Consider the following 17712-nt stretch of genomic DNA (forward strand, 5'->3'; position numbering starts at 1 on the left):
CGGCAGCCCGCCGGCGTCGCCCGGCAGAAAGAGGGCTGTTCCGCTTCCGGAGACGAAGGCCCACGGGCGGGCCCCGGCCGCGCCGAAGCGGGCGGAGTCTTTGCCCGGCACGTCGAGCGGGTGGTGGTGCGGCGTGTGCTTGATCGCGCCCACCGACCAGCCGGCCGCCGCCAGCCAACGCACCAGCTCGGCGACGAGCGTCGTCTTTCCGTGCCCCTTGCGCCCGCAGATCCTCACGATCGGGGGGCCGCCGCTCATGCCGCCTCCGGGCGCCGCCCGGCGATCGCAGCGGCGAGCGCGCGCAGGCCGAACCAGACCGCCAGCGCGATCAGGAAGCCGGCGAGCGTGTTCAGCGCGACGATCGCGGCGGCCCCGGAGACCGCCGTCGCGGCCGCCGCCGGGGCTCGGGCGTCGCGCGCGGCGCGCGCCAGCTCGTAGCCGGCGAAGACCAGCATCGGCGCGAGCACCGCGGCCGGATAGGCGGCGAGCACGGCGGCGGAACCGGCGCCGAGCAGCACGCCGCCGCCGATCTTGAGCAGGCCGAGCGCGATCACCGAGACGCCCGTGCGCGCGCCGAAGTGGTACTGCGCCGCGAGTCCGCCCGAGCCGTGGCACATCGGCAGCCCGCCGAGCGGCACGGCGACCAGGTTCATCAGCCCGACGCTCGTCGCCACCCGGCGCGGCGGCAGCCCGCGCCCGGGAAACAGGTCGGCACTGAGCGCGCAGACCGCCACGACCGAGTTCAGCAGCGTCAGCGGGATCTGCGGCAGCGCTCCCCGCAGCGCGCCGCCGAGGAAATCGGCGGCCGCGGGCCAGTGGAGGGCGGGCGCCGGCAAGCCGGGGGCCCACGCCGCGAGCGCGCCCGGGTGGTCGAAACGCAGCAGCACGAAGCCGGCGGCGAAGGCGAGCAGCGCACCGGGCCAGCGCCGCCACGCCGCGAGGAGGAGGAAGGCGCCGACGGCGAGCGCCGCGATCCATCCGTCCGCCCCACCGGCCGGCAGGCCGGCCGCCCAGGCGATCCCGCGCAGCGCCAGCTTGGCGCCGATGCCGAGCTGGATCGCCCGAACCACCGGAAGGGGGATCGCCGCGGCGAGCCGGTCGGCGAGGCCGGCGGCGCCGGCAGCGAGCACCACCGCGCCGGCGATCAACCCGGCGGCCATCAGCTCGCCGCGCGTGATCTCCCCGACGATCGCGGCCGCGGCGATCGCCTTCATCGGCTGCACCGGGATCGGCTGCCCGAAGGCGAGACCGGTGGCGACGTTCATGGAACCGGCCAGGACGAGCACCCAGGCGAGGTCGAGCCCGGAGGCGAGGGAGGCCGCGAGAACGAGCGGCAGGAAGGTGCCGAGATCACCGAGCCCTCCGGAGATCTCCCGGACGAGAGCGCCGGCCCGGCCCGCGCCGCCCGCGGCCATCGTCAGCAGGCGCCCGCGGCGGCCCCCTCCCGCCGCTCGATCGCCACCGGATCGCCGACACGGATCGTACCGGGCCGGAGCACCCGGCAGAAGATTCCCTCGCGCGGCATCACGCAACGGCCCACGCGGCGGAAGACGGCGCAACCGTGGCCGTGACACCGCTTGCCGATCTGCGTCACCTCGAGCAGCGCCGTGCCGGCGGCGATCCGGTCGCCCGGCCGGACGCCGGACAGGTCGAGACCCCGCACGGTGAGGTTCTCCGCGAAATCACCCTCGGCGAAGCTCCGGCCCGCCTCGCTGCCGAACGCCTCGATGCTCTCGTACGCCAGCAGGCTGACCTGCCGGTGCCACTCGCCGGCGTGGGCGTCGCCCCGAATGCCGCGAAGATCGACCACCGCCTCGCTGACCGGGCGCTTCTCCGTGCCGCGGGCGGGGGAAATGTTGATCGAGACCAGTTCGCCCTTCCCTGACATCGTTCGGCTCTCCTTCCGCCCGTCAGCCGCCGACGGCGATCATCGTCCGGCGCGGCCAGCTCGTTGCGGGCCGGTCCTTCAGCGCGAGGACATCGCGCACGATCTCCGATATCGCGGCGGTGTCGCCGCGCCGGAGCGGTTCCAGCAGGTCGATGCCGTCCTCCCCGCGCAGGCAGCGCAGCAGCCGGCCCTGGGAGTCGAGACGCAGGCGGTCGCAGCCGTCACAGAAAGGCGCCGAGACCGGCGAGATGAACCCCACGGCCACGTCGCGCCCGCCGACGCGGAAGAGCCACCGGCCGGCGGTTCCGCTGCGGCCGAGCGGGCCGCGGTCCTCGAAAGCCGACGCCAGCCGCCTTCGCGCCTCGCCCGCGGACAGGAATTCCCGCCGGAACAGCGGCGCTCCCGCTCCGATCGGCATCAGCTCGATGAAGCGGATCTCCGCGCCTCGATCCGCGGCGAAGCGTACGAGCCGGTCGAGCTCGCTCGCGTTGACCGAGCGCATCAGGACGGTGTTGATCTTCAGGGGCGAGAACCCGACGCGCGCTGCGGCGTCGATTCCTGCCAGCGTCGCCTCGAGCCGCCCGGCCGGCGTCACGCGCGCGAACCGCATCGGGTCGAGCGTGTCGAGGCTCACGTTGACCGCGTCGAGTCCGGCCCGTCGCAGCTCGGCCGCGAGCGGGGCGAGGCGCTGGCCGTTGGTCGTCATCGCCAGGACCGCGCCCGGAAGCCGCTGCCGGAGGCCGCGCACGATGCGCGCGATCCCGGGCCGCAGGAGCGGCTCACCGCCGGTGAGGCGGACCTTTCGTACCGGCGCCGCCTGCGCCACGGCGGCCGCCAGGGCGACGATCTCGTCGTCGCCGGGCGGCGGGGCGGTCCTCCGGCGCGGCGAGGGAGGGCCCGGCCGGCAGTAGCGGCAGCGCAGGTCGCACGCCGACGTCACCGACAGGCGCAGGTAGTAACCGGAAGCAGCGGGGAGGGAAGCTTCGAGTCCGTCTTTCATCCGTTCCCTTTCCGAACGCGGGAGGCCCGAGCGTTTCCCCTCGGACCCTGTCGCCCGCCGCCCCATGGCCCGTCGGGCTGTAGGAGCGGCGGGTCGGAAACGGTGTCCTCGATCACCGTCGATGTTAGCCCAGTTTCCTCACGAAACCCTCGTCCCGGGCGCCGCGGCGGCTCGGCGGTCCGGGTCTGCCGCCCTGTCGTTCCCGCCCGCTGCCCCGAGCGCAGGGGCACCACCCGCCCCCGGCCTGCCGGACGTCCCCCGAGCGGCGCACCGTACGCCTCGGAGGGTGCCCCGGCGTTGGAGCGGAGAGTTCGGCCTGCGGCGGCTGGACCGGGCGGTCTTTCCCCGGCCCCGTTCCCTCGAAATCCGCGGAGCCCGACTCCCGCCGGGACGGCGGCCTTCGACCGAGGGGGAGACCGTCCCGGGCTCACCGCACATGGCTTCCGGACCTCGCCGGCGGCTTCGGTGCGCCGGCTCCCCGGCACTCGTGAGGATTCGTCGCCTCACACCGATCGCACGGGTCGGCGGCGATTCCCGCGGGCGCGACGGCCGGATCCGGGCCGTCGCCGTCCCAGACCCGCCGGCCGGCGAGCCCGTGTGCACGCATCTTCTCCCAGAGGTTCTTGCGCGAGATGCCGAGGGCTCGTGCCGTTTTCCCGCGGTGCCCCTCGTGGCGCCGGAGGGCGTTCACGATCAGCTCTCGCTCCACCGCCCGAAGCGCCTCCGCCAGGCTCATCCCCTCCGCCCAAGCCAAGGCCGGCGGCGCCGGCGATGCGGGTTCCGGACGGCGGTACTCCTCCGGGAGATCGCCGACCCGAATCGTCTCTCCGGCCACCGAGAGAACGAGCCGGTGGACGAGGTTGGCCAGCTCCCGGACGTTCCCGGGGAACGGGTGCCGCTCGAGGCGCCGGAGCGCCTCGGGATCGAACGCCATCCTCCTCCCGGCTTCGGCGGCATAGCGGTCGAGGAAACGGTTCAGGAGCAGCGGCACGTCTCCGCGCCTTTCGCGCAGGGGGGGCACGTGGATGGGGAGCACGTTGAGCCGGTAGAACAGGTCGGCCCGGAAGCGCCCGCAGGCGATCTCGCGCCGCAGATCGCGCGAGGTCGCAGCGACGAAGCGAACGTCGACAGGGATCTCTTCGTTGCTGCCGAGCCGCGAGATTCGCTTGACCTCCAGCACCCGCAGGAGCTTGCTCTGGAGGGCTGGCGAGAGTTCTCCGATCTCGTCGAGCAGAACGACGCCGCCGGCAGCCTCCTCGAGACGGCCCTTCCGCCGGCGGACGGCACCGGTGAAGGCGCCGCGTTCGTGCCCGAACAGCTCGGATTCGATCAGCGGCTCGGGAATGGCCGCGCAGTTCACCGCCGCGAACGGCCCCCGGCGTCTCGCCGACAGCCGGTGGATGTAGCGGGCGATCACCTCCTTGCCCGAACCGGTCTCGCCCGTGATGAGAACCGTTCCCTCCGAGGCGGCGGCGGCACGGGCCTGCTCGAGCACGGCCCGAAAAGCCGGTGACTGCCCCCAGGGCTCGGGCGGGTCGTTCGGTTGCGCTCCGGGGCCGGGGAGGAAGCGGTGGAGGACGCGGGTGAGCCGCTCCTTTCCGACCGGACCGCGGAGCACTTCGTCCGCTCCCGCCGGAGGAGCGGCCGCGGCGTCGCCGCAAGGAGCCAGGACCACCACCGGAACGTCCGGCAGGAGCCGGCGGACGGCGCGAACCGCCGCGATACCGTCTCCGCCGCCAGACCGGAGGTCGGCGAGAATCACATCGAAGGGCTCCCCCGCCGCGAGCCGGCAGGCGCTCTCGCTGTCGGCCGCGCGCCTGACCAGAAAGCGCGGCCCCGGGATCGCACGGAACAGCTCCGCCTCGGCTGCGGCCCCGTCGATCAGCAGGACACGGGGGCGGCGTCCGCTCGGGGGGAAGGCGGGGCCGAGCGCATCGCCCATCAGCGCCGGCCCTCCGGCTCGAGCACGACACCCCGGCGTGAGGCACGCGGCGTCTGCCCGCTAACGACGCGATCCGCGCGCGTCACGACCGGACGCAAAGACGAGGCGGCGGCCTGACGGCGCCGCATTGCGACGGCCACCTCTCCGGCGGGCCCCCTCGAAAAGCCCGGAGGGTCGGCGGCGCGTCGATACCGGACCCCAGTCGTGGTCACTTCCGCACGGTGACCTCCGCGGGCCAAGGTGGACGCGATTCTACCACACCGCGCGCGGGGAGCGCGGGTGAGCGTCGATTCAGAGCGCGGAGCGATCCCGGAGCAGGAGCTGGACCCGCCCCGCCAAGGCCGCCATCACCCGCACCTGGCGCGATCGGGCTCGGCGCAAGGCCTCCTCGGCGAACCGGGACCACCAGGCGCCGTGCTCTTCGGCGAACCCCTCGATCCAGGAACGCACACGAGCTCGGGCGCCGTCGTCGTGCCGCTCGAGGCACGCCGCCTCGCGGCGCAGCAGCGCCGCGGCGAACCGGAGCTGATGCCCGATATGGTCCGGGCCGAGGTGCCGGAACGGCGCCATGTCGTACCCGGCGCGCGCGTAGAGCAGTCGGCAGGCGGCCGCCGCCGGCCGCCCGCCCTCGTCCGCGTGAGCCCCTTCGCGAGGCACGACCGCCCGGGTCCGATCGGGGATCCGGAACAGAGCCTCGAACTCGCGGGCATGCCGGTCCGGATCGGCGAACCGCCCGCCGGGATCGGCGGCGAGCACACCCGATGCCACGAGGCCCGGAATCCAGCGCGGACGCCTCAGGAGGCGCTCCAGCTCGGGGGTCGGGCCGCCGAGGAAATAGCTGCCGGCGAGGTCCACCAGGTCGGCCGCGTGCTCCCGCACGGCCGCCGGGTCGGTTGCGCGCGCCCGCGCCGCCCCGCTCATCCGTGAACGATGTCGCGCCGCCACTCGATGTTGGGACGCGTGAGGCGCGGGTCGGCGAACTCCGGCGGCGGTTCGCCCGGGGCGTCGACATCGTAGGACCAGCTCAGGGCTCGACCGATGCAAGCGGTGACGCAGGCGGGCTCCAGGCCGGCGTCGATACGGTGCACGCAGAACGTGCACTTCTCCATCACGCCCGTCTCCTCGTTGAACTGCGGTGCGCCGTACGGGCAGGCCGCCGCGCAATAGCGGCATCCGATGCAGCGGTCCTGGTCGATCAGCACGATGCCATCGCTCTCGCGCTTGACGATCGCGTCGGCGGGGCAAGCCTTCATGCATGCCGGCTCGTCGCAGTGGTTGCAGGACATGCTGAAGAAGGCGCGGCGGGCGTTGGGATAGGTCCCCGATTCCACCTCGATGACGCGCCGCCAGTTGGTCTGGCGGGCGCTGAATGCCGAGATCAGCGGGAGCGGGGAACCCGCCGGCGCAGTGTTGTTTTCCGCCTTGCACGCGATCTCACAGGTGTGGCATCCGGTGCACTTCGTCAGATCGAGGATCCAGCCGACGTTAGGCATGTCCGTCTCTCCTTGACGCCAGATGTCTTCGGTCCGAGGCCGCGGTCCCCGCGATCAGCGTCTCCCGTGCATCCTCTTCTCCCGAAGGTTCCTGCGGATGTCCGGCGGAGCCGTCCGGCCGCGCAGCGGCTCCGGGCGGCGCGATCCGGCGGCCCCCGCCGCAGCGCCTGCGAGAGCCGTGCCGCCTGCCGGGACGACCCTCACCCGCGTGTCGTAGAACGACGCCGAGCCGCCGATCTTGTCCTGCAGGCAGACGTCGCCGAGGTAGGGATCGGTCATCAGCAGCGGGTTGATCGCGATCCCCCGGCCCCGCGCGGGATCGTGCGCGACCGGCTGGCCGTCGATCGTGTTCGAGCCGTTCGATCCCATTTCCCAGTGGCCGAACGAGTGCGGGACGCCGATCACGCCGGGCCGGATGCCCTCCGTCAGGCGCACGCGTCCGATGGCCACCGCGCCCGTCGGGCTCTCCACGCGAACGAGATCCCCCGTGCGCAGTCCGCGAGCCTCGCCGTCCGCCGCGTTCATTTCGATGGCGTTCTCGGGTCTGAGGCCCTGCAGCCACGGATTGGCGATCGTGCGGGCCTGTGCGTGGTAGGCGTAGCGGTAGGTGACGACGTGCAAGTCGAACTCGGGGGAGGCTGTCACGGGCCTGTCGAGCACGTCACGGATCGGCTCGTACTTCGGCAGGGGATCGTAGAACTGCCCGGTCATCGAGTCGCGCGTGGTTGCCAGCGGTTCGATGTAGATGTGGATCAGGTTCTCGAACCGGTGGCGCAGATAGTCGCCGTCGTAGGCGACGGCCGGGTCGGAGGGGTCGCCGCTCGTCGGCTCGAACACGCCTCCCTTGGCGAGGATCTCCTCGACCGGCACGCCGCTGTGGATCGAAAGGTTGTTGAGGATGTTCAGGTACCAGTCCCATGCCGAGTAGAGACCCGACCGCCAGTCGTAACCGGGGGCCGCCCCGGTGAGGTCGAACGCGCCGGCCCCGATCCCGGGCAACCCCAACCGCCCGCCAAGGGCGATCATGATGTCTTCCATGAGCTGCGGGCCGGTCGCCTCGTCGGTGCCGAGCCAGAAATCCCGCGCCACGTTCCCCTGCGAGAGAGGAGAGACATAGAAGCGACGCGTCTTGCCGTCGATCGTCTCCTCGATGAACTCTCCCACGAGGGGTTGCCGGAAGCCGGAGGTCTTGGTGAGGATGGCCGGCGAGACATGGGGCGTGGAGAAACGCTCGAGCCACGTCGTGTCCGGGAGGATGTAGTCGGCCCACTTCGAGGTCTCTCCGATGAGGATGTCGAAAGCGACGAGCAGCTTGATCTTGTTCTCGTCAGCCAGGATCCGCTCCCCCTCGGCCCGGGCCGCGGGCGTCGAGTAGAGGAGGTCGTTCCAGTAGAGGATCACGGCCTCGACCGGGTACGGATAGCCGTCCTTGATCGAGGGCAGGATCTCCTGGTAGCACCAGCGCTTGTTGAACGGGAACCACGGTCGCCTGGCGGGATACCCATCGCGGGCGAACAGATTCGGCGCGTCGGTCTCGTAGTGCTTTCCGTGGCGTGAGATCGGCACGCCGGAGGGGGTGAGCCCGCCGACCACGGTCTTCAGGTTGACCTGGCCGGGGGCCTTGCCGCCCATCTCGCCGAAGTGCGACCCGCCCTTGCTGTTGCCGCCCTTCCAGTCGAAGTTGCCGTTCAGAATGTTGAGCAGGTGAATGGCGAACAGGTTGTAAGCGCCGTTGGTGTGCTTGACCGGACCGCGATAGGGGTTCGCCACCCCCTTCTTCCCGGCGGCGGCGAACTCGCGCGCCGTCTCCTCGATCAACCGGACGTCGATCCCGCAGATCGCCGCGTACTCGTCGAGCGTCTTCTCCCGCACCCGTTCGACCAGGCGGGACCACACGGTGCGCGCGGTGGTGCCGTTGACCGACACGACACCGGGGTCGAGCTCTCCTTTGGAGCCCGGGGCGAGGCTCGCCGGCCACGGCTGGCCGCCGTTCCAGACGAGCGGCTCGCCGGACGGGTCGCGCAGGAAGGTTCCGGTGCTCTCGTCGACGAGGAAGGTGGCGTCACTGTACGACTTTTCGCCGTTGACGTTCGGCTTGGTGTTGGTGAGGAAGTTCCGGTCGAAGCGGTCGTTGTCGATCATCCAGCGGGCCATGCCGAGCGCGAACGCCGCGTCCGTACCGGGCTTGATCGGGATCCAGCGGTGCGACCGGGCGGCGGTGTTGGACAGGACCGGGTCCACCGTCACCATCCGGCCGCCTCGGGCGAGGAAGTCGGTGATCATCCCGGTGAGCGTCTGCATCGGGAATCCCGCCTCGAGGGGCCGGGTACCGAACCAGATCAGGTAGTCGGCGTTCAGGATGTCCGGCTTGAAGTGGTGCGCCTTGAAATCGGTCATCAGGTCGCCGCCGGTGTGGTGCGAGACCTCGCAGATCGACGTGTGGTCGTGGCGGTAGTTGACCGTGCCGAAGCCGTTCTTCCAGATGCGGTCGGTGAATTCCTTCTGTCCGTGCTCGATGCGGCCGGCGGAGAACAGCACCTTGTTCGGCAGGTCGCCGAACTCGGGGAAGGCGGGATCGATCGGGACACCCGGCTGGTAGTAGGGGCGCAGTTTGTCGGCGATCTCGTCCAGCGCTTGCTTCCAGGAGATCTCCTGCCACTGGCCGGAACCGCGGGGGCCGACGCGCTTGAGCGGGTTCCGCAACCGGTACGGGTCGTAGACCGTCTGCACCGCGGCCTGGGATTTCACGCAGTTGTGGCCCCGAACGAGGTCCGCCTGCTCGGGAGGTGTGGTGTAGGGCAGCCGCTCATGGGGGAGGGCGGCGTTGGGGTGGTACGGGTTGCCGTCGACCTTGACCAGGGTGCCGTCGACAACCTTCCCCTGGATACCGCACGCGGAGTGGCACATCAGGCACACGGAGCGGACGATCCTCACCCCGGGCTCGGTCTCCGGCGGATCGGGATTCCCGTAGTTGACGGTCTCCACCGCCGCCGACGTCAGCACCGACCGGCCGAGCGTCAGCGCGGCCCCGACGGCGCCGGTGGTCTTGATGAACTGCCTCCGGTCCATGTGGAAGGCGGGCGTCAAGTCTCGGGTCTCGCTCATCGCCGTCACCTCTATCTCATGTAAAAGACGGGCCCCGGTCCGGACGGCCCGTGGCAGAGCGCGCACAGCTCCGGGTCGACGTGCTTGCGCAGAGCGCCGCTCGAGTCGATCTCGAGCTCGACGTACTTGTGGCACTGGATGCAGACGGCGTCGGTGGTCCCCTTTGCCGGGTTGTATCCCGGGGTGTACGGCACCATCGCGACGTGGAACGACGGAACGCGCGGGTCCGCCGAGGTTCGCTCCATCACCTCCTGGTGGCAGGCGAGGCACCGGCCGTCGTAGCGGTCCGATTCGGGATCGTGAAGCGCGAGGAGGTTCTGGGCCGTCTGGGCGGGAAGCGGCGTGCCGCGCTCCGGAGCCGCCGCGCGCGGAGGCTGGTGCGCCGACCCCGGCGGCATCGCGGGTGCCGGGGCCGTCAGACCCGCTGCGGCCAGGACCAGGATGCTGTGAAGCTTCGATCGTCGCATCTCTTCTCCTCCTTGCGCAGATCTACCAGCTCGAGCGCAGGCCTGCGCTGAGAAGATGGAAGGTGTACTCGTCCGAGCGTGAAGCCCCGGCACTGAAGTCCCAGAACGACCATCGCAGGAACAACGCGAGCATGCCCTTGAGGCGCTGCGAAACCTCGACCTCGGCGCGCGTGAGCGCGAGGTCGAGATCCGACGTCTGCTCCACGCGCTCCGCGCTTCCCCTCAACGTCCCTCGCCGCCACAGGGGGGTTTCTCCGCCCACGGCCGCGTACAGCCCGTCGACCTCCTCCGAGACCGGCGCGTACGACGGCCGAACCCCCTCGCGCGGGAAGGTCCACTCGAGGTTCGTCCAGCCGGCCTCGGCCCACACCGCGCCGCGCTCGCCGCTCCTCGACAGCGAGCCGGAGATGCGGAGCAGCCGGTGATCGGCGTCGACGGGTTCCAGGACGACGGACGGATCGAACACCGGATCGAAGAGGGGGCGGTCGACGTCGAGATCGGCCTTCTCCCAGCGAACGCCCAGGCCGGCCTGCAGCGGGCCGGAGCGCCGCCGGACCCGAATGCCGGCCGCGGTGGTCGTCACGTCCCGCCCGCCGGTCGCGTAGCCGTCGGTGAGGTCGCGGATCGTCACGTCGGTCGAGCGGTCCTCGAGCCGCGCCCAGCCCTCGATCCGCATCCGGCCGAGCGGCATCCACGCTCGCGCGCGGAGCCGCAGGAGATCGGTGTCGCGCTCGAGGTCGGCGAGACTCGCCGGATCGCGCTCGTCGATCGTGCGCTCCGCCGACTGGAACCGCGCCTCCGCGGTCAGGCGGACCCGTGAAAGGCGGAAAGACCCGCGCGCGGTGAGGCCGGCTCGGCTGTCCTGATAGGACGTCTGCGCGAGCCCGTAAGGGGCGCCGGCGAGGTCGAGCGCGACCGCGCCGGTCTGGTCGGTGTCGGCCGCGTCGGCGGCGAGGGTGATCCGCACTTTCGGCGACGGAGACCAGACCGCTCCCACCGCGCCGGCGAGGCGGCTGCGCTCGACGTCGCCCCCGTGCGTGGCGAGACCCGCGACGAGCGGCGTCCCGCTGGGCTGCTCGCGCCGGTCGAACGCCTCCGGAGTGAAGGTGGCGTCGGTGTAGTCGGCATGCGCCTGCAGCGTCCAGTTCCGGACCGGCCAGACGGCGCCTGCCCGGACCCACGTCTCGTCGAACTCCGTCCGGTCGGACCAGGCATTGACGTCGATGAGTTCGGCCGTGCCCCAAGCGGGCAACCGCACCGCACTCCGCGCGTCGCCGCCCGCGAGGCCGCCGGCGAGACGCAGGTCGAGCCGGCCGAAGCGCAGCTTGGCGGTCAGCTCCGCCTCGGCGATCGAGGAGTCGAACGTCTCCAGACCGGCGGCGTAGGTCGCCGGGAGGCCGTTGTCCGCGAAGGAAAAGCCGCCGATCGACGGCACCCGCTCGCCGTCGTGCCCAGCGGCCGACAGGCGGAGCGCGATGCGGTCGGCGCCGCGCAGCCGGCCGGAAAGGACCAATTCGAAGCGGTAGCGGTCGTCGTGCGGCTTGCCGACGCCGAAGAAGCCGGGAAGCTCCGTCGTCGGCGGCACGAGTGTGGCCACGGCGGTTCCGGACGGGAGCCGGTCGTCGGCGAACGATGTATCGGACCAGCCGCTGTGGAAGGTCCCCGTGATGGCCAGGCGCAACCGGCGCCCCCTCCGCTCGAGGTCGAACCAGCCGGAACGGCCCGCCGTCGCGGCTGCTTCCAGCGACCAGGCTCGCTCCGCATCCGCCAGCCGCCAGCGCAAGACGTCGAGAAACGGCCGATCGTCGAGGCCGCCGGCGTGTTCGAGAAAGCGCCCTCGGTCGCCGTCCTCGATCGAGAACAGCGCCCCGGCGACGATCTCGCCGTCGCCGTCCTCCCCGCCGGCGCGCGCGGGGACCAGCATCAACGGAAGGACCAGCGCGATCCACCACCTCCGCTTCATCGGGTCACCTCCTGCCGCGCGGGTTGAACAGGGGGTTGGTGTTGGAGCCGTGGACCTGGGCGTGGCAGTCCCAGCAGCGGGCCCCTCCGCCGAGCGAGAACTCGTGCTCGTTGACCTTGCCGATCCCCGGGAAGTTCGACTGGACATGGCACTCGAGGCAGATCGCGTTGCCGGAGCTGCGCACGAGATCGCGGTTCCAGGAGCCGTGGGGGCGGTGGCAGGAGGTGCACCCGTCCGACATCGCCTCGTGTTCGTAGAGGAAAGGGCCCCGCTGTTCGGTGTGGCAGCGGGTGCAGCGGCGCGAAAGCGACTCCTCGCTTTCGAACGCCGCCTCGCTCCCGTGGATGTCGTGGCAGTCGGTGCAGCGGACGGTGCCCTCGCGGACGGGGTGGTGGTATTCGAGGCGGAACTCCGCCTCGACGTCGCCGTGGCACGACCAGCAGCGGTCGAGTTGCCCGCGGTCCTGCTCCCCCCGGCGCGGCGCGGCCGGTGCCTCGGTTTCGAAGTGCAGCGCTTCGCCTGCGTGGCAGTTCCAGCACGACACCTCGTCCGCGTGAGCCGCGCCGTCCCAGCCGGGGAAATCGCGGCGGTGGCACGACAGGCAGGCCGCCGACCGTTCCGCCGGGCCGTAGCCGGACAGCGTCGCGCCGCGGACGATGTCCTCCGCCTCTCCGCTTTCGAGGTGCGCGGCGGGATCGCCGTGGCAGGCGATGCAGAACGCCTCCGAGCCGGCGAGGATGCCGCGGTGCGGCCCCGAGGCGACGCGCGCCGCGACGTCGTCGTGGCACTCGTAGCAGACGCCGCCGGGGGACGTGCCGCCGGGATCCGCCGCGACGCCGGACGCGATGGACGCCACCAGAAGAGCGGCGGGAAGGCCGTACCGGCGCCACACGCTGGGAACGCTCATGACGCTCCTCCCGTGGTTGGACGGACCGCTTCAGCAAGCTCCGGGCCAACGCCACCGGGAGTGAGCCGCATGGATCATGACGCGGGTCAAGCCCACAACTCTTTGAAAGCGAAGCGGATCGCAGGGCGCGGGGCGAGAGGCGATGCGGACGGACGGCTTCTCGCGCCGGGGGAGCCGATCGGACCGTTACCGTTTAGTCAGTCGTTACCGTTCGGTGACGGTCCGCGGAGTGGGCTATCCTGAGCCCGACGACGCCGGGGGGCCCGACGGCACTCCCCCGGGACTTCCGGAGGCGCGCGATGGCCAAGCGGATCGACTGGTACTACCACCGCTCGGGGTGAACGAGCTGCGGGCGCGCGCGGGAGTTTCTCGCGCCTCGTGACGTGAGGGTCGGAGAGGAGGTCAGCGCGGGCAAGGTCAAGATCGGGGCCGAGGAGGCGCTCGAGCTGGCGCGGTCGGTTTCGAAGATCCTCGTCGCCCGCGGGAAGAAGCTCGTCGAGTTCGACATGCGGCGCTCGCCGCCGCCGGACGACGAGTTGCTCGGACTGATCCTCGGCCGCTCCGGAACGCTGCGCGCGCCGGCGATCCGCACGGGCAAGACGCTGCTCGTCGGTTTCAACGAGGAAGCGTACCGGCGCGTGTTCGGGTGAGGGTGGCGGCGCGCGCTTGCGCCGGGAGGCGCCCGCGGCCCGATCACCCCCGGTCGGATGCCGGGCGCATCCGCTCCACTGGGAGGAACCGACTTTCCCCCGCGCCGCCCCGCCGGAGCCTCGCGTTCAGTTCCCGTCGTCCGGGCCCACGTCGTAGAGCTGCCCGAAGCCGATCGCCCCGTCCGTGTGGGTGAAGCTCGTCCCGCCCGGTCCGGTGAAGCCGAGCCTGATCCAGCCGTTCTGTCCGTCGGGATTCCCGGGGCCGGCGAGCGACCGGTCCGTTGGGAACGCGGCGGAGGGTGCGTCGTGCCCCACCGCCTCGCAGGGTGGGCCGTTCCCCTCCGCGCACGGGCAGTCCGGGTGTCCTTCGAGGCACGCGCAGCAGACGCGGAAGACGACGTTCAGGCACTCGTCGCCGGAGTGCTCCCAGGAGAGGAGCACGTCGCTTCCCCGCCGCTCCGCGGTCAGGTTCACCGCCCGGCAGATCGCCCCGTCCGAAGGCCGCACGGCGATCCCGACGGGGCCGGAGCTTCTCACGCCGATCCGGTTGATCGGCGTCGTGTCCGGCGGCACGCTGGCGTCGGCGTGGACGATCGTGACCGTGCTGCTGTCATGGTTCGCCACGTAGGCCCGGTCCCACACGTTCGTCCCGGTCACGGCCACGGCGATCGATCCTTCTCCCGTTCTCTCCGACTGCACCAGGCAGGTGATCGGGTCGATGCGCAGCAGTTCGTCGTTCGGTCCGCCCGTGCGGTTCACGGCGAGCACGTCGGTGGATGACGGTCCCGGTCCCGAAACGGCGACGTCGACGAGGGTTCCTCCCGTGAAGCAAACGCCCCCCGTGTCGAGATTCGTCAGCTGGCCGAGCGGCCCTTCGGGAAAGACCGGAAGCTGCCGGTCGAACGGCGCGCCGGGCCGGAACAGTTGCGGCAGCGCCTGCGCCGGGCCGAGCGTCGTCTCGCGGTAACGGACCACCTCCCACGGATCGGTCTCCCGCGATCGCTTGGCGATCAGCACGGCCCGCATGCGGTTCGGCGTCTCACCGCCGGGGCCGGCGGGGATCCCCACCGCGTACCACGCCCGCTGGCGGGCCCAGCCCTCGCCGCCCGGCAGCACGGTCACGCCCGCGGCGTACGGTGCGGGCGGGGAGGGGGGAAAGTCCAGCAGCGGCCCGGCCGCGACCAGGAGGTCGCCCGCGGACGGCGCAGCGGAGGGCGGCAGATAGGGAGCCAGGAGGACCTCCTGATCGAGGATGACGTACCACGGTTCGGTGGCCGCTCCCGGCGCCGTTTCCACGTCGGCGGCGAGGTGCAGGTACGTCCGCCGGACCTGGGGAGCCGGGGATGGCCCGGGAGCCGCGTCGAACCACTGGGGCCGGGCCGAGGCGATCGCCTCGACGGTCAGCGGGTACCCGACCTCTCGCTCGAGGTCGACCGTGTCGATGACCTCCCTGAGCCCGGCATCGACGATCCGTAGCAGGCTCCCCTGCGCCGTGAAGGCGAACGCGCCGACCGCCCCGGGGAGCGTCGAGAAGGCGATCCCGCGCGCGGGCGGGCACGGGGTCCCTCCGGGACAGTCGGTGGGAAGCAGCACGTGCCCGGACAAGGTGTCGCTCGCCATGTCGATGATGGCGAGATCCTGCGACGCTTCGTTGACGGTCCAGACCTCTCCCTGGCCGGCCGCTGGCGAAGCGGCGGCGAGGACGAGCGCGGCGGCGGCGCAGCGCCCGAACCGTTCGCACGCCCGCCCGATCGCTGACATCCGGCTCGTGTGGGCTCGCATCGTTGCTCTCCTTCCCCGGCGCCGGCGGCCGGGAGCGAACCGCCCTGCGCGCACTCCCGTAGAGTTAGATCCGCGGCGAGCCCGATTTCACGAAAATCCCGGGGCGCCCCCTCGAAGGTGCGGCGAGACCATTCGAGCCATTGAAAAATCGGAGGTTGCGCGCTCCGTCCGGTCCCGGACGCCGGGATCTCCGGCAGCTCCCGGCGCCGCCGGGGGCCGGCGCCCGGTTCGCGCCGGGAAGGGTGCACCTCCCACCGCTTCCGAGGCGCCGGCCGGTTCCGCGGGACCCGCCGTCGGCCGAGGCTCCGGCCTCACCCGGGCGGGCGTCGCGCGGGGGAATCCGCTCGCGCGATCCGCCCCGGTGCGCCGGCCCTCCCGCCCCGGAAGCGGGCGCGGCACCGCCGCCGCGCGCCGGCGGCGCTCGGGCCATGCCGGGCGGCCGAGTGGAGGGAAGGGTTTCGCGGCAGAGCGGCTACGGGCAGGCGGGCGTACCCCCGTCGAGGTCGTCGCGCGGGTCGGGCGTGGCCGTGCCGTCGCCGTAGCTGCCGATGCCGCAGCCGTTCCGGCCGCGGACGAGCCAGTAGAGTCCCCCGCCCGCCAGCGGATCGGGCTGCCCGTCGGTCCACGGCGAGTCGGGCAACCCGGTGGCGAGGCACGCCGCCCGGCCGAACCCCCGGTCGGCGCGCAGCTCGCCGAGATCTCCACCGATCACGTCGTAGACCGTGCTCAACCCGGAGACCGGATCGAGGCTCTCCCACGACAAGCGGGTGCCGGAGAGGTCCCTTTCGACCAGCAGGCCATGCACCTCCGGCGGGGCACCGAACACGCCGGGATCGGCGACGTCGCAGTCGACGAACCAGGGTACCGTCGTTGGATCGCTCTCGAAGAAGGCCAGCAGCATGTCCGAAACCTTGTCGCGGCCGAGCGGGGAGGGGTGGGTGCCGTCGTCGTTGAAATCGACGCAGCGCCAGGTGAGGCCGTCGCTGCGCGGCACGAGACCGTCCGCCCACAGGTACGGGCCCCACGACAGCCACGGCGCTCGCACCGGGCCGCGGGCCGGGTCGAAGTTGAGCGCCGGTGATCCGGAGAGCTGTTCTTCGATCAGCCACTTGACCGAAAACCCGGACTGGTAGGCGTACGGTTCCGGGTTGAGCTGTGTCGTCGCGTAGCCGGCGTAGATGCGCGAGTCGAGGTAGACCGCGCGCGTGTTGGGGTAGCGCGACTTGATGATTCGCACGATGACCCTGAGCTGATCGCGAAGGATCCTGGCGTCCTCCGGGAACGGCTCGATGGGCTTGCGGCGCGCTTCCTTGAGCCAGACCGCCTGGACCTGCAACGGCGTCACGCCGGCCGCCGCGAGCTTGTCGTCGACGTGTTGCCAGTACTGGGCGTTCGGATCGGCGATGTCTCCCGAAGCCTGGCCGCCCTCGGCCGCGTCGACGATCACCACCCGGTCGTTCTTCCGCGGGTCGGCGTCGGCCTTCTGCTTGAAGACCGAGAACTCCATCGTCGCGTTCGACATGCCGACCGACATCAACACGATCCGGCCGTTCTGCGCATCCGGCTTCCCGGCAGGGTCGAGGAGCATCGTCCGGCCGACGCGGTCGAGATCGGCGTCGTGCTTGGCGGGACGCGTGTTGACCCCGCCCGGATACAGACCGCCCTCGAAACCCTGATACAGCCCCGGCCCGAGGTCGTCGAGCGGCGTCTTGCCGACCGACGTCACCGAGCAGTCCTTCCCGGTGGCGTCGAGCGCTCCGCCGAAGGCGAACAGGAGCGCTGCGAGGATCGGGGCACGCGATCGGGGCGGGAGGGGCATCGGGGATCCTCGAGGGGCGTACCGGCAAGCTACGACGCCGGGCCGACAGCGGCAATGCCGGCACCCCGGCGCGGCAACGGGGCGGCGCTCGCTCCGCGGCGCGACCGGGGCGCCCCGAATCCGGCTCCACGAAGCGCGAGAAAGGCGTGGCCCGGTCGCCTCCGGTCTCCGGCGGGCCCGCCGCGCAAGGAAGCGGGGCGGCTCCGGGGAAGATCCCCCGGCGGGCGAGTGCCGCAGTCGATCCCGGATCGCCAGCGCCGGCTTTCCGCCCGGCACGAAACCGTCGGCCGGGAGGCTCTCGGGGCAACGTGCGGCCGGCGGCGGAAGGACGCGTGGACGGTCGGGGGGACGACGGAAAACGCCGCCCCCGCGCCGGAGGCCGCCTCGAGCGGAGACGAGTCCGGACAAGGATGCGGGCCGAGTCGGCGGGCGCCCCCCGGCGAGGCGGATGTGCATCCGCGATGCTGCGATTTCCCATCGAAGCCATTGGGAGTCGGCGGGTTGCGCTCCCGAGTGGCTCGAAGCCGGCGGGCCGGGCCGAATTGTCGGGCCTTCGTCGAGTTGGGAGGTGCTCCCTCGATGGTGCGACACGCCGCGCAACTCGACGAGAAACAAGCACTTCGGCGCGATTCCCGAGCATCGGCCCCTTCGACAGCGGAACCCCCGATCCTCCAACGACTTCGGCGGGACGACGCA

14 protein-coding genes and 1 riboswitch are annotated in these 17712 nt (G+C 71.9%); of the genes, 1 reads left to right on the plus strand and 13 read right to left on the minus strand.

Annotation, left to right across the window (positions count from 1 at the left end):
* From D6718_05210 to D6718_05260, 11 genes are all read right to left on the minus strand, one after another.
* The coding region (locus D6718_05210; GenBank protein RMG46620.1) for a molybdopterin-guanine dinucleotide biosynthesis protein B at positions 1-258 on the minus strand (258 nt) is incomplete at its 3' end.
* Complete coding sequence (locus D6718_05215; protein ID RMG46597.1) at positions 255-1415, minus strand: sulfate transporter; 1161 nt, start codon at positions 1413-1415, stop codon at positions 255-257. The genes D6718_05215 and D6718_05210, both read right to left, overlap by 4 nt.
* Before the next feature lie 2 nt (positions 1416-1417).
* On the minus strand, positions 1418-1888 hold the full coding sequence (locus D6718_05220) for an MOSC domain-containing protein (GenBank protein RMG46598.1): 471 nt from the start codon (positions 1886-1888) through the stop codon (positions 1418-1420).
* Between the two features lie 22 nt (positions 1889-1910).
* A complete protein-coding gene (locus D6718_05225; GenBank protein RMG46621.1) occupies positions 1911-2888 on the minus strand; it encodes a radical SAM protein in 978 nt (325 codons plus the stop codon).
* Positions 2880-2995, minus strand: a riboswitch (molybdenum cofactor riboswitch). It overlaps the preceding gene by 9 nt.
* A gap of 320 nt (positions 2996-3315) precedes the next feature.
* A complete protein-coding gene (locus tag D6718_05230; GenBank protein ID RMG46599.1) occupies positions 3316-4830 on the minus strand; it encodes a sigma-54-dependent Fis family transcriptional regulator in 1515 nt (504 codons plus the stop codon).
* A gap of 291 nt (positions 4831-5121) precedes the next feature.
* The gene (locus tag D6718_05235) at positions 5122-5751 is read right to left on the minus strand and encodes a hypothetical protein (protein RMG46600.1); all 630 of its coding nucleotides are present in this window, start codon (positions 5749-5751) and stop codon (positions 5122-5124) included.
* Positions 5748-6323, minus strand: coding sequence for a 4Fe-4S dicluster domain-containing protein (locus tag D6718_05240; GenBank protein RMG46601.1), 576 nt, complete (start codon positions 6321-6323; stop codon positions 5748-5750). Before D6718_05240 ends, D6718_05235 begins: the two co-directional genes overlap by 4 nt.
* A 54-nt stretch (positions 6324-6377) precedes the next feature.
* Positions 6378-9437, minus strand: a complete 3060-nt coding sequence (locus D6718_05245) for a twin-arginine translocation signal domain-containing protein (GenBank protein ID RMG46602.1) — start codon at positions 9435-9437, stop codon at positions 6378-6380.
* Between the two features lie 2 nt (positions 9438-9439).
* A complete protein-coding gene (locus tag D6718_05250) occupies positions 9440-9895 on the minus strand; it encodes a hypothetical protein (GenBank protein RMG46603.1) in 456 nt (151 codons plus the stop codon).
* Between the two features lie 22 nt (positions 9896-9917).
* Positions 9918-11858, minus strand: coding sequence for a hypothetical protein (locus tag D6718_05255; protein RMG46604.1), 1941 nt, complete (start codon positions 11856-11858; stop codon positions 9918-9920).
* 4 nt (positions 11859-11862) lie between these two features.
* Positions 11863-12765, minus strand: coding sequence for a hypothetical protein (locus D6718_05260; protein RMG46605.1), 903 nt, complete (start codon positions 12763-12765; stop codon positions 11863-11865).
* Between the two features lie 383 nt (positions 12766-13148).
* Here D6718_05260 and D6718_05265 point away from each other — a divergent pair, with 383 nt between their 5' ends.
* Positions 13149-13415: a hypothetical protein gene (locus D6718_05265; GenBank protein ID RMG46606.1), complete on the plus strand. Its 267-nt coding sequence runs from the start codon at positions 13149-13151 to the stop codon at positions 13413-13415.
* A 126-nt stretch (positions 13416-13541) separates the two neighbouring features.
* On the opposite strand, the gene D6718_05270 is transcribed toward D6718_05265, so the two are convergent.
* Positions 13542-15197: a hypothetical protein gene (locus D6718_05270; protein RMG46607.1), complete on the minus strand. Its 1656-nt coding sequence runs from the start codon at positions 15195-15197 to the stop codon at positions 13542-13544.
* A 472-nt stretch (positions 15198-15669) separates the two neighbouring features.
* Entirely contained in the window at positions 15670-17016 is a 1347-nt protein-coding gene (locus D6718_05275; protein RMG46608.1) for a hypothetical protein, read from the minus strand.
* Positions 17017-17712: the final 696 nt, after the last annotated feature.

The sequence above is a fragment of the Acidobacteriota bacterium genome (assembly GCA_003696075.1).
Taxonomy (GTDB): domain Bacteria; phylum Acidobacteriota; class Polarisedimenticolia; order J045; family J045; genus J045.